The organism is Acinetobacter sp. 22323 (assembly GCF_052044895.1).
Lineage (GTDB): Bacteria > Pseudomonadota > Gammaproteobacteria > Pseudomonadales > Moraxellaceae > Acinetobacter > Acinetobacter schindleri.
Genome location: NZ_JBQEOL010000027.1, coordinates 1 through 21,614, shown reverse-complemented (window position 1 = coordinate 21,614; position 21,614 = coordinate 1). Strand labels below are relative to the sequence as shown.

The window sequence follows — 21,614 nt, the reverse complement described above, 5'->3', positions numbered from 1 at the left end:
ATGGGAGAACTTTTTAGCAGTTGCCACATGAAAACAACACTAAAAAGTGAAAAAACAAAAGACGCCCCAAAACTGGGGCGTCCTTTAAAAACTGTTTAATCAGTTGATTAAGCAGTAATCTCTTTTACAGCTGCTACAACTGCTTCAGTGGTAATACCGAAGAACTGGAACAGATCTTTCGCAGGTGCAGATTCACCATAAGTAGTCATACCAATCACACGACCGTCAAGACCTACAAATTTCCACCAGTAATCCACATGTGCAGCTTCTACCGCTACACGTGCACGAATCGCTGCAGGGAGAACTGCTTCACGGTAAGCAGCATCTTGCTTCATGAATTCTTCAGCGCATGGCATAGAGACTACACGTACACCTTCAAGTTGTGCATACGCTTCCATTGCCAGAGATACTTCTGAACCCGTTGCAATAATGATCGCTTTCAATTCGCCTTTTTCTTCAGCCAGTACATAACCACCTTTCGCAGCGTTCTCGATTTGTGCTTGAGTACGGGTCTGGAATGGCAAGTTTTGACGAGAGAAGATTAATGCCGTTGGGCCTTCTGAACGCATTAAAGCTGATTTCCAGGAAATCGCGGCTTCAACAGTGTCACATGGGCGCCATGTATTCAGGTTCGGTGTACCACGTAAAGATGCGATTTGTTCAACCGGTTGGTGTGTTGGACCATCTTCACCTAGACCGATTGAGTCATGCGTATAAACATGAATTACGCGCTGTTTCATTAGAGCAGACATACGCACTGCATTACGTGCATATTCCATAAACATCAGGAATGTTGCTACATACGGAATGAAACCACCGTGTAGTGCTACACCATTGGCAATTGCAGTCATACCAAACTCACGTACGCCATAGTGTACGTAGTTACCTGCAGGATTGTCCTGTACGCCTTGCGCACCTTTCCAAAGGGTCAGGTTAGAGCCTGCAAGGTCAGCAGAACCGCCAAGCACTTCAGGCAAAGAAGGTACAAGTGCTTGCAACGTATTTTGGCTTGCTTTACGTGTCGCAATCGTTTCTTCTTTTGCATTTACTTCAGCAATGTAAGCATCTGCTTTTGCAACAAAGTCAGCTGGAAGATCACCAGAAATACGGCGTTTTAATTCAGCTGCTTCAGTTGGGTATTTTGCTGCATAAGCGGCAAAAGTTTCATTCCAGGCTGCTTCAGCTTGTGAACCTTTTTCTTTGGCATCCCATGCTGCATAAACTTCAGCAGGAATAACAAATGCTTCGTCTGACCAGCCAAGCGCTTCACGAGTCAATACGATTTCATCATTACCTAAAGGCGCACCATGACAGTCTTCTTTACCCTGTTTGTTTGGTGAACCTAAACCAATCACTGTTTTACACATGATGATGGTTGGTTTGTTCGCTTCAGCTTTCGCTTCTACAGTCGCTTGACGGATTGCATCCGCATCATGACCATCAACTTTGATGACCTGCCAGCCATAAGATTTGAAACGTTGCTCTGTATCGTCAGAGAACCAGCCTTCAACTTCGCCATCAATCGAAATGCCGTTGTCATCATAGTAAGCGATCAGCTTGCCTAGACCCAAAGTACCCGCTAATGAACATGCTTCATGAGAAACACCTTCCATCAAGCAGCCATCGCCCAGGAAGCAGTAAGTAAAGTGATCAACAACTTGAATATCGTCTTTGTTGAATTGCGCAGCAAGCGTTTTTTCAGCCAGTGCAAAACCTACGGCATTGGCAATACCCTGGCCTAATGGACCAGTAGTGGTTTCAATACCAGGTGCATAGCCCAATTCCGGATGACCTGGAGTTTTAGAATGTAATTGACGGAATGATTTCAAATCTTCGATTGAAAGATCATAGCCCGTTAAATGAAGAAGTGCATATTGCAGCATTGAGCCGTGACCGTTCGACAATACAAAACGGTCGCGGTTCGCCCAATTCGGGTTAGTCGGGTTATGGCTTAAAAATTCGCGCCAAACCACATCAGCGATGTCTGCCATCCCCATTGGAGCACCTGGATGTCCTGAGTTTGCTTTTTGCACAGCATCCATTGCCAATACACGAATTGCGTTTGCAACACGACGTTCATTAAGCGGGGTTGTCATAAATCAGTGTCCAAATAATTCAGAAATAGAAAATGATGAAAAGACTTTCAAAACTGCTGCATATTGTCTTAAAAAAACAGCGAGGGGTAAAGACCAGCCTACAATATTTATCACTTTATTGTTGTTTAGATTGGTCAACGTACATTTAATCTACACTTTTAAGTACAGGCACCGATTAATACTCAATTTTCATCACAATAAAAACCCTAATTTTCTTATGTTTTACAAGCGAGTTCCCTTCTATCAAATTTTTATTATTCTCTTGAAAAGGTCAGCCACTTAAATATACATATATGGCTTTTATTGATTCAAATTATTTCCCTCATCGGCAGGACTAAAAATAAACTAAAGCTCGCTGCTGTATTTTACCTTTTGCCCTCTTCTTCGTTTTCAGTAAATAAGGCCTAGTCTGTAGGCTTATACATGCAATGAAATTTTATAAATTTTAGATCAAAGTCTTGATGCAATTCTTCTATATATTATGCGCCGATCAGATTAATAAAGTTTTTAGCTCATTAACCTTAGCTTAAATCATCACGATTGATGGAGTGGTTTGCGACAGTAAAATGCATTTTCAAACAATAAGATTGCTTCTTCTTTGGAAAAATTAATCTAAGGTATAAGAAGCCTAGCTCTGCTGCTACAAAAAATGACCAAAAAAAGCTGCCATATTTTTATTGAGCAAAACATAAGCAAAAGCCACTGATATAAGCGGTATATCAGTTTTTCAAATACTAATATTCAAATAAAAACAAATTAAATTGAAACAATTTCAGCCAATTTTACCGTTCAAACCTAGTCCTTCGACGCAACACGATGTAACATATCGGGTCTTTAAATTTAACTGTGATAGGACTTATGCGCGAGTACGCTGTATTTACCTCGGAATCTGTAAGCGAAGGCCATCCAGATAAAATGGCTGACCAAATCAGTGATGCTATTTTGGATGCAATCTTAAAAGAAGACCCATATGCGCGGGTTGCTTGTGAAACGCTTGTAAAAACGGGTGCGGTTGTACTTGCCGGTGAAATCACAACAACTGCAAACGTCGACTTTGAAGCGATCGTACGTCAAACCGTGAATGGCATTGGTTACCACCATTCTGATCTTGGCTTTGATGGTTCAACCTGTGCCGTGATCAACATGATCGGTAAACAGTCCCCTGAAATCGCTCAGGGTGTAGACCGTCAAAAGCCAGAAGATCAAGGTGCCGGTGACCAGGGTCTGATGTTTGGTTATGCCAGCCGTGAAACTGACGTATTAATGCCTGCGCCAATTTCTTATGCGCACCGCCTAATGGAAAAGCAGGCTGAATTACGTCGTAATGGCTCATTGCCATGGTTACGCCCAGATGCGAAAAGCCAGGTAACTTTCGCTTATGAAAATGGCATGCCGGTACGTTTAGATGCAGTGGTCCTTTCAACTCAACATGATCCTGAAATTTCACAAGCGAACCTGAAAGAAGCTGTGATTGAAGAAATCGTGAAGAAAATCATTCCAGCTGAAATGTTCCATGCAGAGACTAAATTCCACATCAACCCGACCGGTATGTTCGTAATCGGTGGTCCTGTAGGTGACTGTGGTCTGACTGGCCGTAAAATCATTGTAGATACTTACGGTGGTATGGCGCGTCATGGTGGTGGTGCATTCTCTGGTAAAGATCCATCAAAAGTTGACCGTTCTGCTGCTTATGCAGGTCGTTATGTAGCGAAAAATATCGTTGCGGCTGGCCTTGCTGATAAATGTGAAATTCAGGTGTCTTATGCAATTGGTGTGGCTGAGCCAACTTCTATTTCAATCAATACCTTTAATACCGGTAAAGTATCTGACGAGTTGATCGTTCAATTGGTTCGTGAGCACTTCGATCTGCGTCCATATGGTATTACCCGTATGCTAAACTTGATCCAGCCAATGTATAAGCAAACAGCAGCTTATGGTCACTTCGGTCGTGAAGGTTCGGATACTGCATTTACTTGGGAAAAAACAGATAAGGTTGAAGCATTACGTGCTTCTGCTGGTCTGTAATTTTTCTTACTTAAAAAAGCCTGCCTTCGAGCAGGCTTTTTTGTTTTCAATAGTTTATAAAATGGTTGACAACATTTACACGAACGCCACATTTTGTAGCATTCTGAAGCACGTGATTCCGATAATATTTTTATATCAATGATCTATGACAACAAAAGGAATAACACAATGAATAAACTTCTTATTGCTTTAGGTTTGGCGACAACTGTGGCACTTGTAGGCTGTAGCAAGGAGAAACAACCTGAAACTGGCGCAAGTACAGGTGAGCACCTGGAGAATGCTGCGGAACAGGCAGGTCATGATATGGAAGATGCGAGCCGCGAAGCTGCAGCTGAAACCGACCAAGCTCTGGATAATGCAGCAGCAAATACGGCGGAAGCAACAGATAGAGCTGCTGCAAGTGCTGAAGCTGCAGCCCAACGTGCTAAAGAAGCAGCCAAAGATGCAACAGCATCTGTTGCAGGTTCAGTTGAAGAAGGCGCAGCAAAAGTACGCCAAGAAGCTGAAAATTAATTCTGGTTACTTGATCCTTTTTCAAGGCTCCAGTCCCTTAAAAAGCCTGCATTTTGCAGGCTTTTTTATTCTCTCATCTATCTTTTCAGATTTAATACCTGGAAAAGGGAATCCTGCAGCCGGACTCAGCCAATTGATCTGGATTTATATTATGTGTGATTACTCAAGAACTGGCGTGAATTTGCAATATAGCTGGACTATTATGCATTGAAGCCCCGGGCTATGCTTAGGATAAGATTAGTATTCATGTCAATATTTTCGCTAAGTCTTTAGAGGCTAGCAGATCAGCTCCCCTTGTCTTTTCTCTAAGAACATTATTTCCCACGTCTTAAATCTTGCTCAGGCTTAAGCAACTGATCTCAGCTGCCGCAATAATTGTAGGTATGTTTTCACTGACAATTTTAGACGCGATTACCAGCTTATTTTACCAAGACGTCAAAGCTAAGTGCCAGTTAATATATTCCCTTTGTTCGTATCGCTGCCATGTTGTTCCTTTACTGGAATATCTCGCTCTTTCACATCAATCTGATTTAATATAAATTAAATTGATATGAAGAATCAGATATTGGAATGTAAATTCTAGGTTTTGGACTCGCTTTGAAAAAACAGGCCTGTAAAATGACACACTTTATTTTTTGATATTTTATCTCTCCTATGTCAGTGATTGCTGCATCCTCAAACCGATCTAATATATCGGTTTGGGTATCATTTATTTTACTTGCTTTAGGTACAGTCGGTGCCTATCAAATCGTAGGGCTGAATCAGGCGCTTTTATTCCTGGTCGGTGGTGCCTTGGGCATGACCCTGTACCATGCCTCTTTTGGTTTCACTTCTAGCTGGCGTGTGTTTATCAAGGAACGTCGCGGTCGTGGGTTACGCGCGCAAATGATTATGCTCGCTCTGGCAGTATTGCTTTTCTTTCCCGCCCTTGGTGCCGGTGAGTTGTTCGGTAATCCTGTCAAAGGCAATGTTAATCCCGTTTCCATGTCAGTCATGATTGGTGCCTTTATTTTCGGTATTGGCATGCAGCTCGGTGGCGGCTGTGCATCAGGTACGCTCTATACCGTTGGTGGTGGTAGTGCGCGTATGCTGGTAACTCTGTTCTTCTTCTGTGCAGGTTCGCTGATTGCAACGTCTCATCTCGACTGGTGGTTTAATCTGCCACATCTGGCACCAATTTCGATTGTGAAAAGCTTCGGGGTAGTGCCTGCACTGTTACTCAGCTTTCTATTATTTGCAGTTATTGCCGCTGCGACTGTGTTTCTCGAAAAGAAACGCCATGGCGGTCTGGAAGCTGAACCACAAAGCCAGTATCAAGGTTGGAAACGCTTTCTTCGTGGACCATGGCCATTGATCTGGGGCGGTATCATTTTAACCCTGCTTAACTTTGCGACTTTGGCACTGGCTGGACGTCCATGGGGGGTAACTTCTGCCTTTGCCGTTTGGGCAGCGAAATCGGCAAGTTTCGTAGGTGTAGATGTTGCTTCTTGGGCATATTGGCAACAACCAGGCAATGCTAAGGCATTATCAGAATCACTGTGGTTTGACATCACGTCGATGATGAACTTTGGCATCATGCTTGGCGCCCTCCTTGCTGCAAGTCTGGCAGGTAAATTTGCACCGAATTTCAATATTCCAAAACGTTCATTACTGGCAGCAGTCATTGGTGGCTTGATGCTTGGCTACGGCGCACGTTTGGCTTATGGTTGTAACATTGGCGCATATTTCAGTGGTATTGCTTCAGGCAGTGTACATGGCTGGTTATGGCTGGTATTTGCCTTTGTAGGGAATGGTATTGGGGTAAAACTCCGTCCGATTTTCTTCCCGGGCGAAAAACCTCAGCCAGAAAAACTGACCGGCTGTTAATACTCCAACATAAAGAAGCCCATCTGATGATGGGCTTCTTTTATGCACTGAATAATTTTAAAAATTTATAGTGCCGCTTTTAGATTACAACCATAGTTCATGGTTTGTTGTACCTGACGATAGCTGGTATAGCGATCCAGAATAAAGGTATAGAATTGATCAGCCGTTGAGAAATTCGCTTTAAGATCTTCTTTTTCTGTATTTGGCAGCTGAATATCATTCACTAAATTAAGATTGTAATGTCCCAGTCGATACATCTCGGCAAAATAGCCATTCATCATATCGCAATAGGCCATTTTACTGGACTTAAGTGCTGTGCTTGCGACCAAATGCTGATTCAAGGTTCTCAGGTTATTTACATCTAAAGGGAACTGATGCGCAAAGGCAATACTTTCGACTTTCTTAAACTGGCTAAAGTCAGTTGCCAGTTTTTGATTGAGGGTATCAAAGCGTTGCTGTAATTCCTGAGCATTTTTAACCTGATACTGAGCGGGGTCGACCTCAACCTTTTCGGGTTCTTGCGAACATGCAGTCAACGTCAAGCCTAGCGCCAATGTACTCAGCCATACCTTCATAAACACATCACTCAATCAAAAAACAATAACGTTCTGATTATGCCTGAAAATCCTGAAGCATGTGTTTCAAAGTGCTTTTTCATTCATATATCGCCAATAGCGTTTAGGTACATATTGAATATGCAGCTTCATATTCTTACGTGCCTGAATATTCACACTATGAAAATAGTCTTTCCAAAGCTGGTCATAGAGTAATTCCTCATCATCCAGTTCAACGCTGAAAGACTGACTATGTCCAAGCCGGACTTGTGGATCTATCTGTACGGCATTCATTTCTACCTGATGTAATTTTTTTAAATCATAGTAGATACCATATTTGCGCTGTTCATCATAAATCAGCCAGGTCTGATCCTGGTAACGTTCCTTGAAGTGTTTGCTAATAATCGGTAGCACATTAAAATCTGGCTTGATCAAACTTAAGAACAAACCATCCTGACATTTTTTGAAACGCACAAAAGCTTCCATCCGGTGCTTTTCACGTCCCACCTGTTTTGCCCATTGTGACATGCCCAATACCGCAGCATGACCATAGTCTTGATCTACTGGACGCTGACTCTGAAAGACATATACCGCAAAGTCAAACAGGACCTGGAAAGCCTGTTCTTGCTCCGCCAAAAAGGTATAGTAAAAAGCCCTCAAGCTGCCTGAACCGACTTTCTGCTTTAAGCCTTGCCAGACACGCTGGCCATGCGCATCATTGGACACCACATGAATAAAATCATCAAACAGACCATTTTGTGCATGTGGATTGGCAGTAATTCTGACCTCAAATTCACGAAATTCAAAAGCACGAAATACACAGCTCAATAGTCCTGTCATCGTGCCATCAAAACAGTAACAGGCCATCAGAACCCTAATCCCAGTTGAGGTGAAAGTTGCTGCTGATATTTTGAATAACCCGACTGCAATATCTGCTGCCGAATCTGTTGAGACTGCTGTTCTTTTTTAAATTTTGGTGTATCGGCGCAGTGGATAAAATGCTGCGCACGGTTATAAGCTACCCCCATACGTTTCAGCTGATCAATATGAATCTGACCAAAACGGCGCGCCTGAACGATTTTCTTGGCGGAACGCACTCCGATTCCTGGTACTCGCAGAATCATTTTATACTCAGCGCGATTAATATCGACTGGAAAGGCTTCCGGATGACGCAATGCCCAGCTGAGCTTTGGATCAATATCCAGTTCCAGATTCGGATGCTGGTCATCGACAATTTCTTCAGCATCAAAACCATAAAAACGCATTAACCAGTCAGATTGATACAGCCGGTTTTCACGTAATAATGGTGGTGCTGAACCCACGGCCGGTAGTGCTTTTTCTTCAGCATTAATCGGGATATAACCGGAAAAATACACACGCTTTAGTTTAAATTCCTTGTAATGCCGATCCGCCATCAAAATGACATCACGATCCGTTTCACTATGCGCCCCAACCACCATTTGTGTAGTCTGGCCTGCCGGTACAAATTTGGGTACAGCCTTGATAATTTTACTTTCGTCTTTCATTTGAATCAGACGATCACGCACAATGCCCAGATCTTTCTGTACTTCAGCATGAGTTTTCTCTGGGGCAAATTTTCGTAATCCATCTTCTGTTGGCATTTCCAGATTGATACTCATCCGGTCCACATAGAGACCTGCTTCAGTAATAATTTCCTGCGAAGCTCCCGGAATGGTCTTAAGATGAATATAACCGTTAAAGTTTTCTTCCAGCCGCAGTTTCTTGACTACCTGCAGCATACGCTCCATGGTGTAATCGGCAGACTTAAAGATGCCTGAACTCAAGAACAGCCCTTCAATATAATTACGACGATAGAAGTTCATGGTCAGATCAACCACTTCCTGCACGGTAAAAGCGGCCCGTTTTACATCATTAGAACGGCGTGAAACGCAATACGAGCAGTCATAAATACAGACATTGGAAAACAGGATTTTCAGCAAGGAAACACAACGACCGTCTTCAGTATAGCTATGACAGATCCCGTTGCCAGTATTGCCTAGACCTTTATCTTTATTCTTTCGATTACTGCCGCTAGATGAACAGGACACATCATATTTGGCAGCATCAGCGAGAATCTGTAATTTTTCACGTATACGATCAGACATGAGTTTAGGAAAATTTAACTAAAACAGTATTATAAAACTGCAGGATTTCATCTACTATGCAATCGATCAGTACAGCGACAATGAGTGTCGTCGCAAATGTAAAGCTTATGTAACTATAGTCGAATATTTCAAAATAAAATAACCAATATGATTTGCTTAATTTTCAAGGCGAAGGCACAGTAAGGTGATAACAAGGAGCAAAGCCATGTCTTTATTGGAAAAATTAGGCATTAAACACCCAATTCTGTTAGCACCCATGGCCGGTGTCTCCACACCTGAGCTGGCCGCTGAAGTCTCTAATCAGTGTGCTTTGGGTTCATTAGGATTAGGTGCCAGTAGCGTACAGTCTGCGCGTGAACAGATTCTTAAAACTCAGGAGCTGACCGATCAGCCTTTTCAGGTCAATTTCTTCTGCCATAAAACTGAAGACTTAGATGACACTGTCGCTCAAGCCTGGATCGAGCAGTTCAAGGATAAATTCGCCCAGTTTGGTGTAGAATCACCCAGAACCTTGAAATGCATTTATCCAAGCTTTAGGGACAATGATGATTTCCTGAATCTGGTTCTGGAAACACGTCCAAAAGCGGTGAGTTTTCACTTCGGTATTCCGCATTCGCATCAGGTTCAAGCACTTAAAGAGGCTGGAATTATCACCATGGTTTCTGCGACCAATCTGGCTGAAGCACGTGCGATCGAGGCTGCTGGCATTGATGTGGTGATTGCTCAAGGTATTGAAGCAGGTGGGCACCGTGGAATTTTCAGCACCAAATTTGATGCCTCAGTCAAAACTTCGAATTTAATCAAGCTGATTAAACAGTATTGCTCCTTGCCTATTGTAGCCGCTGGGGGCATTATGGACGGCTATCAGGCACGACAGATGCTGGAGTTTGGTGCTGAAGCCGTTCAGCTGGGAACGGCATTTGTACAGTGCAAAACCTCTAATGCCAATGAAGCCTATCGTAAAGCCTTGTTATCTAAACCATTGACTCAAGTGACTGCAAGCATTTCTGGTCGTCCTGCGCGTGGCATTATCAATCACTGGCATACTGATATCGACACCCCGGATCGCCTGGATGTACCAGCCTATCCATATACTTATGACCTGGCCAAGCAATTACATGCAGCAGCCGTTCAACATGGCGATCATGGCTATGGCGCTTTCTGGGCTGGCTCAAACGCCGCACAAACACGCGAAATGGAAGCTTCGGACCTGGTTAACCAGCTGATTCTGGAGATTAAACATCGAGAATAAGCAGTTTTTCTTCTCATTAAAATAAAAAAACCTCTCAATATTGAGAGGTTTTTTTATGCGTAACAGAATTTAGCGAGTCGCACGATGCCATGCATCTTTCACTGCAAATTTGGCTTCTTCCCAATTGAGACGGGAATCACCTTTAACCTGTTCCCATTTGGTACGCAAATCAGGTTCAGCTTCATTAAATTCTTTACCATTGTAATATTCACGGTTTTCATAACCGAGGCGATATGCGCCACGATAATCCCGATCATAGTCTAGATCACCATAGACATTACGGCTTTCACTATAATAAGGAGTCTGATGATGCTGTTCACGCCAGTAGTGATCATCATCCTGTAAATTTTCTGAACCTGAAAGTGCAATACCTTCTGGTGTATCTAGTGTAGGTCGTGCTGATTCTGCCATTTCATTTCCAGCTAGGCCACCTACTACCCCCCCAACAAGGCCGCCGACAACTGCACCTGCAGGACCACCGACTGCTCCAATCGCCGCACCTGCTGCAGCGCCACCTAAGGTTCCAGCACTGGTAGCCACAGGATGATCACCCGCTTCATTCATATCGGGAACACGATGGCTTTCGGTATCTGGTAAATTTAAATCTGGGCGTGCACTGCCTGAAGTGGTCGGGCTGCTTTTTAATGCTTCATCATCTCTTAATACATCAGTCCGTTCTTGAGACAAATCACGATGTGAAGCTGGGTTAATATCTGAAACTGGTCGATTGGTATTTGTCATTCTAAATCTCCCTTGATCTTTTATAGCCAAGATAGAAATCTCATCTTGTCTTTGATTTATTTATAATAGAGAAAATTCAGGTTAACACTGTCCAAGTCCTGTCCCGTTTCAGTGAATATATACTACGCTATGTACCTGTAGACTACGGATGTAACAGGCATGTCTAAATTGCATGAATAAACATCAAATAAGTATAGTTTTTATAACCAGGTAATTATAATTTTTCGAAATCCTCAATTTTGTATTTATTCATGAATAGTCGTTTTAAATACATTATCCACTTGCCCATTTTCAATGATGACTGTCAGATGCCTCGGATATAATAGACGTATTAAAAATAGCTAGTCTTAATCTGAAGGATTTAGACTACTGTAAAGCAAATAAAGGTTAGATTTGTATTTATAGAACAATAAAAAAACCTCTCCGAAGTAGAGAGGTTTTATCTAAAGATGTGGTTTAGCGAGTTGTGCGATCCCATGCATCTTTGACTGCATATTTAGCCTGTTCCCAGGTCAAACGAGATTCACCTTTGAATTGCTCCCATTTGCTTCGCAAGTCAGGTTCAGCTTCATTAAATTCTTTACCATTGTAATGTTCACGATTTTCATAACCGAGTTGGTAAGCCCCGCGATAATCACGATCATAGTCCAGATCCCCATGCACATTGCGGCTTTCACTATAATAGGGTCTGCTTTGATACTCTTCGCGCCAGTACTTGTCATGGTCTCCTAATAGACTCGAATTTTCAATACCATGGTCTGGATGATCTGGTGTTGAAATATCCTTACCTGCGATTCCGCCAAGTACGCCGCCAACAACTCCGCCAATCAAGGAGCCTCCTGGTCCACCCACCATACCAAGTGTTGCGCCAATGGCCGCTCCACCCACACTTCCGGCACCGGTTGCCAATGCCTGATCTCCAGTTTCAGCCTTTTTCTCATCTGGATCAAGGGTTCTTGTAGTATCTGCTGGATTTAAATTAGGATCAGTACCTTGTGCGATTGAAGGATCCATTTTCACAACTTCTTCATGTTTTATTGCGTTATTGTCCTCAACCAGATCGGTTTGAGTAGTTGGATTAATCTCTGAAACTGGACGATTAATATTTGTCATTCTGATTCTCCCTTGATTTTATTTAGACAAAATTGAAATTCATCTTGCACATGTCCTTTATCATAGAGAAAATTCAGGTTAATACTGTCCAAGTCCTGTCCGGTTTTAGTGAAGTTAGTACTTAACTCTGTACAGGTATTTCCATCATGTAAACGCCTGCTGTATTGCATAACATAGATATAAAAAAGGTACTGTTTAAACGACAGTACCTTAAGAAGGAATTCATTTCAGGTAATGCGGAAAATCAGGTTGTTTCCAGAAGATTCACCTGTTCGACCTGCACATCACTCATGATCTGACCATGCTCCAGCAGATTATTGAAGTAGGCTTCTACCACTTTATATTGATCTGCGGTACTTTCCACCTTATACATATTCTGACGAAACTCATTGCTGGAACGGAGACCTTTGGTATACCAGGCAATATGCTTACGGGAAATTCGGCAGCCAGAATATTCACCGTAAAATTCATACAGTTCAGCCAAGTGACCCAGTAAAACCTCTTTAACTTCGGCAATACTTGGTGCAGCCAGCTGTTCTCCAGTCTTTAAATAATGTGCGATTTCACGAAAAATCCATGGACGTCCCTGCGCTGCACGTCCAATCATCACCGCATCGGCACCGGTATAATCCAGTACATATTTGGCCTTTTCTGGACTGTCGATATCTCCGTTTGCAATCACGGGAATATTCAATATCTCCTTCACATCTTTAATCAGTGAATAGCGCGCTGTGTTTAAATACATATCTTCGCGGGTACGGCCATGTAATGCCAAGGCCGCAATACCGGCTTCTTCTGCCCGCTTGGCCACACGCATGATATTTTCCTGACCATTTAAATAACCCAGACGGGTTTTTAAAGTCACGGGGACATCAACTGCAGCAACAACGGCATCCAGAATACGTGCAACCAGATCTTCATCTTGCAGTAATGCCGAACCAGCCAGCTTGTTACAGACTTTTTTAGCTGGGCAACCCATATTAATATCAACAATTTGTGCGCCGTTCGCAACCTGATACCGTGCCGCCTCTGCCAGATCACGCGGATCTGAACCGGCAATTTGTGCAGAAATTGGCGCCAGTTCGCCATCGAAATTAGCACGGTACAAACTTTTCTTACTCATGCGCAGGGTTTTGTCTGAAGTCATCATTTCACTAACAGCATGACCTGCACCAAAATATTTGCATAGTGTACGGAACGGACGGTCTGTCACGCCTGCCATGGGAGCAACAATCAAATTATTTGATAGTTGATACGGACCAATATACATATAAATTCATCACTTTGTTGATGAGCATAGTATACTGCATCTGCCTTGATCGCTCATCTGCTGGAATCTGATTTAGACAACATGAACAACACACTTCACCGAATTTTTACTGTTAAATCGTGGTCTGTCCTTGCTTTATCCCTAAGTCTTGCTGGCTGTGGCAATGGTTCCTGGTGGTCTTCTGATGAGCCAACTATGGAAGCTGACCAGATACCTAAAGCGATTCCATCACGTGTCAGCAATCGTGATTCATGGGCTAAAGATATCTATGATATTACCGAACAACTGGGTATTCCCCAAACTAAACAGAATATCTGTACCATCGTCGCAGTGGTGGATCAGGAATCTAATTTCCACGCAAATCCAACTGTTGCTGGTCTGGGCGAAAAAGCAGTAAAAGAAGTTCAAGGCCGTCTGGAAGAAAAATTTACCGAGAAACTTGGTGAAAGTATCGGTGGAACAGTTGCAGGATATTTCCAGGATGTTCTGAAGAATCATCCCACTCCGGATAACAACTATCTCAGCCAGATGCGTAAGGTTAAAACTGAACGTGAACTGGATGAACTGTATCGTGAAATATTTGACTATATGGCCAAACATTATCACGTGAGTGCCCTAACGGGTGCAGCCAAACTCTTTGGTCAAAACATCGGCGAAAAGCTTAATCCGATTACGACTTTAGGTTCGATGCAGGTGCATATTAGCTATGCCAAGGAGCATAAGCGTCAAGGTGGCAATATCGCTGAACTGCGTACCGATCTGTATAGTCAGTATGGCGGTCTGTATTATGGTATTCATCGTCTGATGATGTATCCGGCAGATTATGATAAACCGATCTATCGTTTTGCCGACTATAATTCAGGCATGTATTCCAGTCGTAATGCTGCCTTCCAGAGCATGCTCAATGACCTGACTGAAGCCGAACTGGATCTGGATGGCGATCTCTTGCTATATAGCAAAGATGGCAGTATCCGCTCTCAGAAAAGTCAGTCTGAACGTGAATTAATCAATGTATTTGCCAAGCATAATTTCATTATTACTGAGCGTCAGATCCGTTCTGACCTGAAGAAGGAAAAGGAAAAGGATTTTGAAGACACCATGACCTATCGTGGTGTAGCGAAACTATATCAGGAACAAACGGGTAAAGAACCTTTTTATGCCATCATGCCTGAAGTGGTGATTTCTGGACCAAAATTGAGTCGTGATTACAATACCAACTGGTTTGCTAGCCGTGTAGATGGCCGTTACCAAACATGCATGCGCAAAATCAAAAACCTCAAGCTCTAGCCTTATTTGACTTTGATGGCACCCTGTATCCACATGACAGCTTTACAGGGTTTATTTTTTCTGTCCTGAAAAAACGACATATTATTTGGCGTGGTCTGAAAATTTTGCCGTGGATTACTGCTTATTATCTCAAACTCTATCCTGCTCATCGCATGCGACCAAAGCTTTATTTAGCCATGTTTAAAGATGCTGATGTAAAAATAATTTACCCTTTAGCATTGCAATACGCGAATAAGATTTTAGGGAATCTTGACCCTGCCCTGTTTGAGCAGCTGAAAATGCATCAAAAGTTAGGACATAAAGTTATACTGGTTTCAGCAACCATTGATCTATATCTGGAAATGATTGCTAATACTCTAAGTTTTGAGCTGCTCTGTTCCAAAGTGGAAATCAAAAATGGAAAATTGACAGGGAAATATCTAACACCCGACTGTAGCTGTTTGCAAAAGAAATTACGGATTTTAGAAGCAATCAATCTTGTAGATTACGAGACGATTTATGCTTATGGGAATAGTGAGGAAGATAAGGAAATGCTGAGTTTAGCGCAGCATAGCTATATGGTGGGCTTTGACAAGAAATTACCCGTATTAGAAAATCTAAATACTATAAAAAAACTCTCAAATTAATATTCTTTAAATAATAAATGTATTTTCAAGTTGAAATTATAATTAAATATTCATGATACATAATTAAATATAAAGATAATTTAAGCTGGTTATTTAAATTTTTAAACAGAATAGACTAAATAATAATTTTTCATATTTATATAAATAAAATCTAATACTTATAACTTTAGTCTATAAATATCATAACACGCCATTTATCGTGATACATTTCACACAAATAACCTAGTACAGCGATTTAATTTCATTAAGGCAATGTAACTATGAATCAATTTAATCCCCCCAAATACATAAGAAATCTATATATCCAATACGGTGAAAATCCTTTTATTTTGCTATCAAAATTTATTTGTGCTGCACGTCGGCATAAATGGAAAAAAGAAGAAATCGATCGTGTCATTTCAGCCGCAAAGAAAGGAAACTATATCAATCTCATTCGGATTTTACGTAGCCATGTTCAAGACTGAAAATATAATTAAAGGAATAAAAAAACCACTTCAATTGAAGTGGTTTTCTATTAAATCATCTAAACTTATTTTTTAAACGGAAAAGCATATTTCACAATACGCTTGATCACGCTGCCGTACTGTTTTACCAGACTGGCATTGTTGTAGTTCAGACCATATTTCTCACAGACTGCCTGAACTTTTGGCGCCATTTGACGATAACGACGTGCAGGTACATCAGGGTATAAATGATGCTCAATCTGATGGCTCAAGTGACCAGTCAGAATATGAAATGCTTCAGAGCCTGTCAGATTCGATGAACCACGAATCTGGCGCATATACCAGTGACCACGGCTTTCGTTTTCCAGTACTGATTTCGGGAATACTTCAACATCCTTGGTAAAGTGACCGCAGAAAATAATACTAAATGTCCAAACGTTACGGATACCATTTGCCACCATATTACCAGCAAACACCGGCAATGCAGCAGGACCTGCAATTAATGGGAAGAAGATATAGTCCTTAAACAGCTGCTTGGTAATTTTACGCTGCATTGGTTTCCATTCTTCTTTGGTCTGTTCCTTGGTTTTACGACCCTTGAAATATTTACCCAGTTCCAGGTTTTGAATCGCTACGCCCCATTGGAACAACAGGCAGAATGGAATGCTGTAAATCGGTTGCAATAAATAACCCGGTTTCCAGCGTTGTTCAGGGAACAGACGAACCAGACCATAGCCGATATCATCATCCATACCTTTAATATTGGTATAGGTATGATGCTTAAAGTTATGGGTTTGACGCCAGTTGTCAGAAGTACCCACAATGTCCCATTCATAAGTCTGGCCATTCATCTTAGGATCATTCATCCAGTCGTACTGACCGTGCATGACATTATGACCCAACTCCATATTTTCCATGATTTTGGCAAAACCAAGCAGACCTGTACCTAAAATCCATGCTGGAGGGAACCAGCCTGCGAACAATAACGCACGACCCGCAATAGAAGAGTAACGAATTGCAGAATAGACACGACGGATATATTTCGCGTCTTTCTCGCCCAAGTCATCTAGCACTTCCTGCTTGATCGCATCAAGTTCACGCGCAAGTTCGTCCAATTCTGTCTGTGTCAGTTCACGGTTTTTCGGATTTTTAAAATACTGAAATTTTACTGGCATATTCATAGTGATCAACTCGCTTATAGGTCGATGACAAGGTCAGTCTGCGCTGAATTCACACAAATTTTCAGGAGATTTCCTGGTTCTTTATTTTGTGCGCCATTGACTAAATTTTTGGTAGAACCTTCAACTTTATTGCAAGCGCATTTATTACAAATACCCATACGACAGCCGTGGTTCGGTTTAATATTTTGCTGTTCCAGACTCGCCAGAATAGACTGACCTTTTGGAATGCTAACAACTTTATTAGATTGCGTCAGTGTGACATTCACAAAGCCTGTTTCAGTGTTATCGTCCAAACTCATGCTGAAAGCTTCAGACTTAAATACTTTGGCATGAGCAAACAGTATTTCTGCCTGAGTGACAAAACCTGATGGACCGCAAGCATAGACTGTTGTCTGATCAATATTTTGAAGATCGGTCAGATGACTTTGATTCAAGCGTTCCGCAGCCGGTTTTTCCTGAGTCGCGAATACTTTAAAGCTAAAGTTTGGATACTGCGCAGCAAATTCTTCAAAACGTGATTTGAATGCGACATCTTGATAATGCTTTACCCAGTACAGAAGCTGTACTGGCTGTTGACTCAGCTTGCCAGTCTTGCTCAATGCTTCGAGCAAACTCAGCATAGGTGTAATACCACTACCCGCCGCCAACAACAGCATTGGTGTTGCTTCAACAGCTAAAGTCATATCACCAAATGGCAAACCGAATTCAATAATGTCACCAACTTGAGCGATATTTGCCGCCCAATGACTTACCTTACCATCTTCAACTTTCTTGATGGTCAGTAACACATGTTGCTGATCCAGCTGAGTCAGACTATAGCTACGCTCGTAACGAATACCATTTACCACAACGTAAACTGGATGATGCTGGCCCGCTTCGCCAAATTTAAACAAGCGATTGACCTGAATTTTCAGGCTGACCATATCCTGGGCAGCATTTTCTTTATGCACAATCTTGCCCAATGGCTGGTTCAGCGACCAGAGTGGGTTAAATTTCTGCATCCAGAAATTAATCGCATGCTGATCAATCACGCTTTCTTTAAAGAAATCGATCGGCGATTTACGTTTTGCGAGTACCTGCATCTTCATAGCAATCTTGTTGGGTTTTGAATTATTATACACATGTATATATATTTGTATATACATGTGTATTGTTTCTATTCATTTCACAAGTTTGCTGCGCTTCGCTATAATACTGGAATGCCTCATATCCAATACATGACGAGTCTTCAATGAAAATAAGCAGTGACGCTTCCCTACTCAAAACAAAGAACATTGATGAACCGATCATTGTACGCAGCGTGGGGCGTAAGGCGACGATTACCAAAGAAGAACTGTTTCAGGCAGCCTTAAATCTGATTGGCCCACAAAAAAGTATTGCCTCTTTAAGCCTGCGTGAAGTAGCACGCGAAGCCGGTATTGCACCGAACAGCTTTTATCGTCACTTTAAAGATATCGATGAACTGGCAATTGAACTAATTGACCGTGCCGGTCTGGTATTGCGTAAGATTCTGAATGAATCACGCTTAAAGGCATCGAAACAGAACAGTATTATCCGTAGTTCAGTAGAAGTATTCATTGCCCAGTTAGATGCTGATGAAGGCAACCTGAGTTTGTTACTCCGTGAAGGCTATACCGGTTCACAATCATATAAACAGGCGGTAGAACGTCAACTCCAGTATTTCCAGCAGGAATTACAGGAAGACCTGGTACGTCTGGAAAGACTGAATAAAAGCCGTCTGCTCTATCCGGATATCGCTGCCAAAGCGATTACCCAGCTGGTATTTAACATGGGTGCCAAAGTGATAGATATGCCAGCTGATGAACGTCAGGAAATTGCGGAGCAGACCATGATCATGATCCGCATGATTTTGGAAGGTGCTCGACATCTCGATCAGTCTCAAATCCGTTAATCTTGATGAATACAAGCTAAATAGAAAGAGATGTCGGTTATCTCTTTCTATTTGATATTATCCCAAAGTTTTCAGTTTGGCTTTTACATATTCAGCTACCTGTTTTGGCTGTTCCAGTGGGAACATATGTCCACCTGGCAAGACTGAATAATCAATTTGATAAATTTTCTTTAAGCCTTGCGGCAGACCCTGTTGATAGAACTGGCTCTGTTCTGCAGTGATGAGGTGAATGGGAACTTGCGGTGCTTTACGCGGGGTACGCCACCACCAGGCCGGAACTGTCCGAAAGATTTCTGCTTCAACCTGTTTTGGAATTTTTAAAGTTACACCACCGCGCTGTTGATCTTCAACAATTCCACTGTCGATATAGTCCTGAAAACACTGTTCATCAAAATGCTTAAACAGACGATTCGATCTCAGCGCTTCCACCGCGTCCAGCTGAGATGACCAGTGGTCTTTACGCTTTAAAGTAATACCTGCCGGAGTAAAGCGATCAATACTTTTTAAATTGAGCTTTTTTACCAGTTCAAATAACGCACTGTTTTTCCCAATCACAAAAGGCGGATCCATAATGATAAGCTTAGAAAATAAAGCTGGCTTTTTATAAGCTGCCATCATCGTAACCAAACCGCCAAAAGAGTGCCCAAGTCCAATCACTGATTGTCCTGAAAATTGCTGTTCAATATCGGCAATCACCTCATCCACCAAATAACGCCAGTCTGTGGTAATTGGATAATCTGGATTCATGCCGATCAAAGGAATACTTTTAACCGTATATTCATCCTGAAAACCGTTCAGGAACTTCCGATAGGTCGCTGATGGAATGCCATTGGCATGGGTAAAATGTAAGGCTGGCTTCATGCGGTTATATAGTTTTTCAATCCATGATGTCTGCAAGCTTAACCTTAAAGATGACTAAAAATGAGCACATATTCTTCCTAAGCATGACCTTGAAGTCACCGAATGAAGGATAAAAGCAGCTGGATTATTTTTGCGAAACTGTCAGATGCTGATTTGCCAGAAACTGGGCACCACAACTGGCTTTGTCACCTGCGACAATCACAGCCCGCCCTAAAACAGTTATGGATTGATTTTTAGCAATGGCGGTTACCACGCTATTGCACTTGGGACAGTAATGCTTCATGCCTTGTAAATGCACAGCGATTCCGTGAATTAATATAGAATTTTCCGCTTCACCAACTACACCACCATGTGAAGTTTGCGAGCCTAGAGTAATAAACGCCTGAGACATTATTTTGATTTCTTGTTATGGTTTTTTACCATTTTAACCGAAGATGATTTTTAACAACAACCATTTACTGACAGCTTATATCTTCAAACAAATATTCTTATCTAAATGAAATAGTTTTAATCATATAAGTCCTGATGATAGCCATCCAAATTTATTGTAGAAAAATAGCCATAAAAAAACAGCCCGAAGGCCATTGCTGTCCCACAATTTTTCACAAGAGGAAGCTCAAATGAGCTTCCTCTTGTTTTATGGGTATTTTATCGGGTGAAAATAAAGCTTTTAAAGTTCTTCTTTCAAACAAATTCACTTGAATTATTCTGAGTAAACGTTGAACTGTCCAACCTGTTTTTCCTAAATGTTGAGCGAAACTCACCAATAAATAGGCGATCATCGCAATCCAGATTTGTGTCTGAATTGCGTTCCTGCTGCGGCCTAGAAACGCTTTTAATTTGAGATTCTGCTTAATCGCCTTAAAGAACAGCTCAACTTTCCAACGATCTTTATAAATCGCCGCAATGGTGGAGGCGGCTAAATGAAAGTTATTGCTGAGAAAACTAAAGTGCTTGCCACTTTGCTGATCTCTATATTCAATTCTTCTTAACACTGGGGCTTTTCTTTTTAGGGCATGTGCGCTATTCAGCTGAATGGTTTCATCTTTTAGAATACCTTTGGATTCAAGCACTGGATGTTGCTGGATCACCTGATACACAGATTTAGGCCTAAAACGTGTGACAAATCCAATGTTTTGAGCAGTCAGATTTGCATACCATTGGTAATCGACATAGCCTTTATCAAAAACTACAATGCTGCCAGCAGGAAACTGGAATTTGCGGCCTTGTACCATGTCATTTTCTTTGCCATTTTCAACTGCAACAAACTCAGGAATATCATTGCTGTGATTCAATCCTATGCTGAGTTTCATGCTGGCTTTTGAGTCGTGAACTTTGGCCCATTCACATAAGGAAAGCGACAGGTCAATATGACTGGCATCCAAGGAATACAAGGGATTCTTAAAGCGAAATTTATGAGCTACTTTTGAGTGTTCATAGTATTTAAGCAACTTGTAAAATAGCTGTTGATATAAGGCAGCAGGCTGCTGCTCATTGATTCGTGCCAGCGTGCTTCGGGGAATAGACTTTGCTCCGAGATGACTTAGCTTTTCCTGTTGGCACTCCAAATTGGATTGAATATCTCTCAGACTTTGCCTACAAGAGAATTGAGACATCAATATGGCAATAAACTGATCCCACCGGGAAGCCGCTCTAAATTTCTGTCCAACATGGTGTACTTTAGCAAGTTGTTCAAAATCCTGTCGCACAACAGGTTTAATTAGCTCATGAAATACGGTATTCTGATG

The 21,614-nt window shown here is 41.9% G+C and carries 20 protein-coding genes; 8 read left to right on the top strand and 12 right to left on the bottom strand.

Annotated features, from left to right (window positions below; genetic code table 11):
• Positions 1–107: 107 nt before the first annotated feature.
• Entirely contained in the window at positions 108–2,096 is a 1,989-nt protein-coding gene (gene tkt, locus ACTJIX_RS14015) for a transketolase (RefSeq protein WP_004894294.1), read from the bottom strand.
• 858 nt (positions 2,097–2,954) lie between these two features.
• Here tkt and metK point away from each other — a divergent pair.
• The 3 genes from metK (at position 2,955) to ACTJIX_RS14000 (ending at position 6,500) form a co-directional block, all read left to right on the top strand.
• Positions 2,955–4,121 (top strand): methionine adenosyltransferase, encoded by a 1,167-nt coding sequence (gene metK / locus ACTJIX_RS14010; RefSeq protein WP_004812553.1) that lies wholly within the window; start codon positions 2,955–2,957, stop codon positions 4,119–4,121.
• A 168-nt stretch (positions 4,122–4,289) separates the two neighbouring features.
• Complete coding sequence (locus ACTJIX_RS14005) at positions 4,290–4,634, top strand: hypothetical protein (protein ID WP_004894290.1); 345 nt, start codon at positions 4,290–4,292, stop codon at positions 4,632–4,634.
• A gap of 654 nt (positions 4,635–5,288) precedes the next feature.
• On the top strand, positions 5,289–6,500 hold the full coding sequence (locus ACTJIX_RS14000; RefSeq protein WP_004894287.1) for a YeeE/YedE family protein: 1,212 nt from the start codon (positions 5,289–5,291) through the stop codon (positions 6,498–6,500).
• Between the two features lie 65 nt (positions 6,501–6,565).
• Here ACTJIX_RS14000 and ACTJIX_RS13995 read toward each other — a convergent pair whose 3' ends face one another.
• The 3 genes from ACTJIX_RS13995 to ACTJIX_RS13985 all read right to left on the bottom strand — a co-directional run bounded on the left by ACTJIX_RS13995 (position 6,566) and on the right by ACTJIX_RS13985 (position 9,180).
• Positions 6,566–7,075, bottom strand: coding sequence for a hypothetical protein (locus tag ACTJIX_RS13995; protein ID WP_004812548.1), 510 nt, complete (start codon positions 7,073–7,075; stop codon positions 6,566–6,568).
• 66 nt (positions 7,076–7,141) lie between these two features.
• Positions 7,142–7,921 (bottom strand): TIGR03915 family putative DNA repair protein, encoded by a 780-nt coding sequence (locus ACTJIX_RS13990; protein WP_248603639.1) that lies wholly within the window; start codon positions 7,919–7,921, stop codon positions 7,142–7,144.
• Positions 7,921–9,180 (bottom strand): putative DNA modification/repair radical SAM protein, encoded by a 1,260-nt coding sequence (locus tag ACTJIX_RS13985; protein ID WP_004894280.1) that lies wholly within the window; start codon positions 9,178–9,180, stop codon positions 7,921–7,923. The genes ACTJIX_RS13990 and ACTJIX_RS13985 overlap by 1 nt, the downstream gene beginning before the upstream one ends.
• Positions 9,181–9,385: 205 nt before the next feature.
• Between ACTJIX_RS13985 and ACTJIX_RS13980 the strand changes: the two genes are divergently transcribed.
• The gene (locus ACTJIX_RS13980) at positions 9,386–10,432 is read left to right on the top strand and encodes an NAD(P)H-dependent flavin oxidoreductase (RefSeq protein ID WP_305176831.1); all 1,047 of its coding nucleotides are present in this window, start codon (positions 9,386–9,388) and stop codon (positions 10,430–10,432) included.
• 69 nt (positions 10,433–10,501) lie between these two features.
• Here the strand turns inward: ACTJIX_RS13980 and ACTJIX_RS13975 are convergent, their stop codons facing one another.
• The 3 genes from ACTJIX_RS13975 to dusB all read right to left on the bottom strand — a co-directional run bounded on the left by ACTJIX_RS13975 (position 10,502) and on the right by dusB (position 13,556).
• Complete coding sequence (locus ACTJIX_RS13975) at positions 10,502–11,173, bottom strand: glycine zipper domain-containing protein (RefSeq protein ID WP_004894274.1); 672 nt, start codon at positions 11,171–11,173, stop codon at positions 10,502–10,504.
• A gap of 456 nt (positions 11,174–11,629) precedes the next feature.
• Positions 11,630–12,286 (bottom strand): hypothetical protein, encoded by a 657-nt coding sequence (locus ACTJIX_RS13970; RefSeq protein ID WP_163166382.1) that lies wholly within the window; start codon positions 12,284–12,286, stop codon positions 11,630–11,632.
• 244 nt (positions 12,287–12,530) lie between these two features.
• On the bottom strand, positions 12,531–13,556 hold the full coding sequence (gene dusB, locus ACTJIX_RS13965; RefSeq protein WP_163168298.1) for a tRNA dihydrouridine synthase DusB: 1,026 nt from the start codon (positions 13,554–13,556) through the stop codon (positions 12,531–12,533).
• An 81-nt stretch (positions 13,557–13,637) separates the two neighbouring features.
• Here dusB and ACTJIX_RS13960 point away from each other — a divergent pair, with 81 nt between their 5' ends.
• From ACTJIX_RS13960 to ACTJIX_RS13950, 3 genes are all read left to right on the top strand, one after another.
• Positions 13,638–14,843 carry a DUF1615 family protein gene (locus tag ACTJIX_RS13960; RefSeq protein ID WP_026056709.1) on the top strand — a complete coding sequence of 402 codons (1,206 nt, stop codon included), beginning with the start codon at positions 13,638–13,640 and terminating at the stop codon, positions 14,841–14,843.
• Entirely contained in the window at positions 14,810–15,469 is a 660-nt protein-coding gene (locus ACTJIX_RS13955; protein WP_440611545.1) for an HAD-IB family hydrolase, read from the top strand. The genes ACTJIX_RS13960 and ACTJIX_RS13955 overlap by 34 nt, the downstream gene beginning before the upstream one ends.
• A 260-nt stretch (positions 15,470–15,729) precedes the next feature.
• A complete protein-coding gene (locus tag ACTJIX_RS13950; protein ID WP_004894267.1) occupies positions 15,730–15,933 on the top strand; it encodes a hypothetical protein in 204 nt (67 codons plus the stop codon).
• Positions 15,934–15,998: 65 nt separating this feature from the next.
• Here the strand turns inward: ACTJIX_RS13950 and ACTJIX_RS13945 are convergent, their stop codons facing one another.
• Entirely contained in the window at positions 15,999–17,093 is a 1,095-nt protein-coding gene (locus tag ACTJIX_RS13945; protein WP_005221693.1) for a fatty acid desaturase family protein, read from the bottom strand.
• Positions 17,094–17,107: 14 nt separating this feature from the next.
• Positions 17,108–18,175, bottom strand: coding sequence for a ferredoxin reductase (locus tag ACTJIX_RS13940; RefSeq protein WP_440611544.1), 1,068 nt, complete (start codon positions 18,173–18,175; stop codon positions 17,108–17,110).
• A gap of 149 nt (positions 18,176–18,324) precedes the next feature.
• Here ACTJIX_RS13940 and fabR point away from each other — a divergent pair, with 149 nt between their 5' ends.
• Positions 18,325–19,005 (top strand): HTH-type transcriptional repressor FabR, encoded by a 681-nt coding sequence (gene fabR / locus ACTJIX_RS13935; RefSeq protein WP_004894263.1) that lies wholly within the window; start codon positions 18,325–18,327, stop codon positions 19,003–19,005.
• Positions 19,006–19,062: 57 nt separating this feature from the next.
• On the opposite strand, the gene ACTJIX_RS13930 is transcribed toward fabR, so the two are convergent.
• The 3 genes from ACTJIX_RS13930 to ACTJIX_RS13920 form a co-directional block, all read right to left on the bottom strand.
• Positions 19,063–19,866 carry an alpha/beta fold hydrolase gene (locus ACTJIX_RS13930; protein WP_008304721.1) on the bottom strand — a complete coding sequence of 268 codons (804 nt, stop codon included), beginning with the start codon at positions 19,864–19,866 and terminating at the stop codon, positions 19,063–19,065.
• A 124-nt stretch (positions 19,867–19,990) separates the two neighbouring features.
• Entirely contained in the window at positions 19,991–20,257 is a 267-nt protein-coding gene (locus tag ACTJIX_RS13925) for a PAAR domain-containing protein (RefSeq protein WP_005221686.1), read from the bottom strand.
• Positions 20,258–20,468: 211 nt separating this feature from the next.
• Positions 20,469–21,614 (bottom strand): IS4-like element ISAbe18 family transposase (locus ACTJIX_RS13920; protein WP_440611543.1); only part of this gene is annotated, 1,146 nt, incomplete at its 5' end.

Excerpts from the sequence above, each read along its gene's own strand:
- tkt (WP_004894294.1), bottom strand. The coding sequence starts at position 2,096 with ATGACAACCCCGCTTAATGAACGTCGTGTTGCAAACGCAATTCGTGTA.
- metK (WP_004812553.1), top strand. The coding sequence starts at position 2,955 with ATGCGCGAGTACGCTGTATTTACCTCGGAATCTGTAAGCGAAGGCCAT.
- ACTJIX_RS14005 (WP_004894290.1), top strand. The coding sequence starts at position 4,290 with ATGAATAAACTTCTTATTGCTTTAGGTTTGGCGACAACTGTGGCACTT.
- ACTJIX_RS14000 (WP_004894287.1), top strand. The coding sequence starts at position 5,289 with ATGTCAGTGATTGCTGCATCCTCAAACCGATCTAATATATCGGTTTGG.
- ACTJIX_RS13995 (WP_004812548.1), bottom strand. The coding sequence starts at position 7,075 with ATGAAGGTATGGCTGAGTACATTGGCGCTAGGCTTGACGTTGACTGCA.
- ACTJIX_RS13990 (WP_248603639.1), bottom strand. The coding sequence starts at position 7,921 with ATGGCCTGTTACTGTTTTGATGGCACGATGACAGGACTATTGAGCTGT.
- ACTJIX_RS13985 (WP_004894280.1), bottom strand. The coding sequence starts at position 9,180 with ATGTCTGATCGTATACGTGAAAAATTACAGATTCTCGCTGATGCTGCC.
- ACTJIX_RS13980 (WP_305176831.1), top strand. The coding sequence starts at position 9,386 with ATGTCTTTATTGGAAAAATTAGGCATTAAACACCCAATTCTGTTAGCA.
- ACTJIX_RS13975 (WP_004894274.1), bottom strand. The coding sequence starts at position 11,173 with ATGACAAATACCAATCGACCAGTTTCAGATATTAACCCAGCTTCACAT.
- ACTJIX_RS13970 (WP_163166382.1), bottom strand. The coding sequence starts at position 12,286 with ATGACAAATATTAATCGTCCAGTTTCAGAGATTAATCCAACTACTCAA.
- dusB (WP_163168298.1), bottom strand. The coding sequence starts at position 13,556 with ATGTATATTGGTCCGTATCAACTATCAAATAATTTGATTGTTGCTCCC.
- ACTJIX_RS13960 (WP_026056709.1), top strand. The coding sequence starts at position 13,638 with ATGAACAACACACTTCACCGAATTTTTACTGTTAAATCGTGGTCTGTC.
- ACTJIX_RS13955 (WP_440611545.1), top strand. The coding sequence starts at position 14,810 with ATGCATGCGCAAAATCAAAAACCTCAAGCTCTAGCCTTATTTGACTTT.
- ACTJIX_RS13950 (WP_004894267.1), top strand. The coding sequence starts at position 15,730 with ATGAATCAATTTAATCCCCCCAAATACATAAGAAATCTATATATCCAA.
- ACTJIX_RS13945 (WP_005221693.1), bottom strand. The coding sequence starts at position 17,093 with ATGAATATGCCAGTAAAATTTCAGTATTTTAAAAATCCGAAAAACCGT.
- ACTJIX_RS13940 (WP_440611544.1), bottom strand. The coding sequence starts at position 18,175 with ATGCAGGTACTCGCAAAACGTAAATCGCCGATCGATTTCTTTAAAGAA.
- fabR (WP_004894263.1), top strand. The coding sequence starts at position 18,325 with ATGAAAATAAGCAGTGACGCTTCCCTACTCAAAACAAAGAACATTGAT.
- ACTJIX_RS13930 (WP_008304721.1), bottom strand. The coding sequence starts at position 19,866 with ATGAAGCCAGCCTTACATTTTACCCATGCCAATGGCATTCCATCAGCG.
- ACTJIX_RS13925 (WP_005221686.1), bottom strand. The coding sequence starts at position 20,257 with ATGTCTCAGGCGTTTATTACTCTAGGCTCGCAAACTTCACATGGTGGT.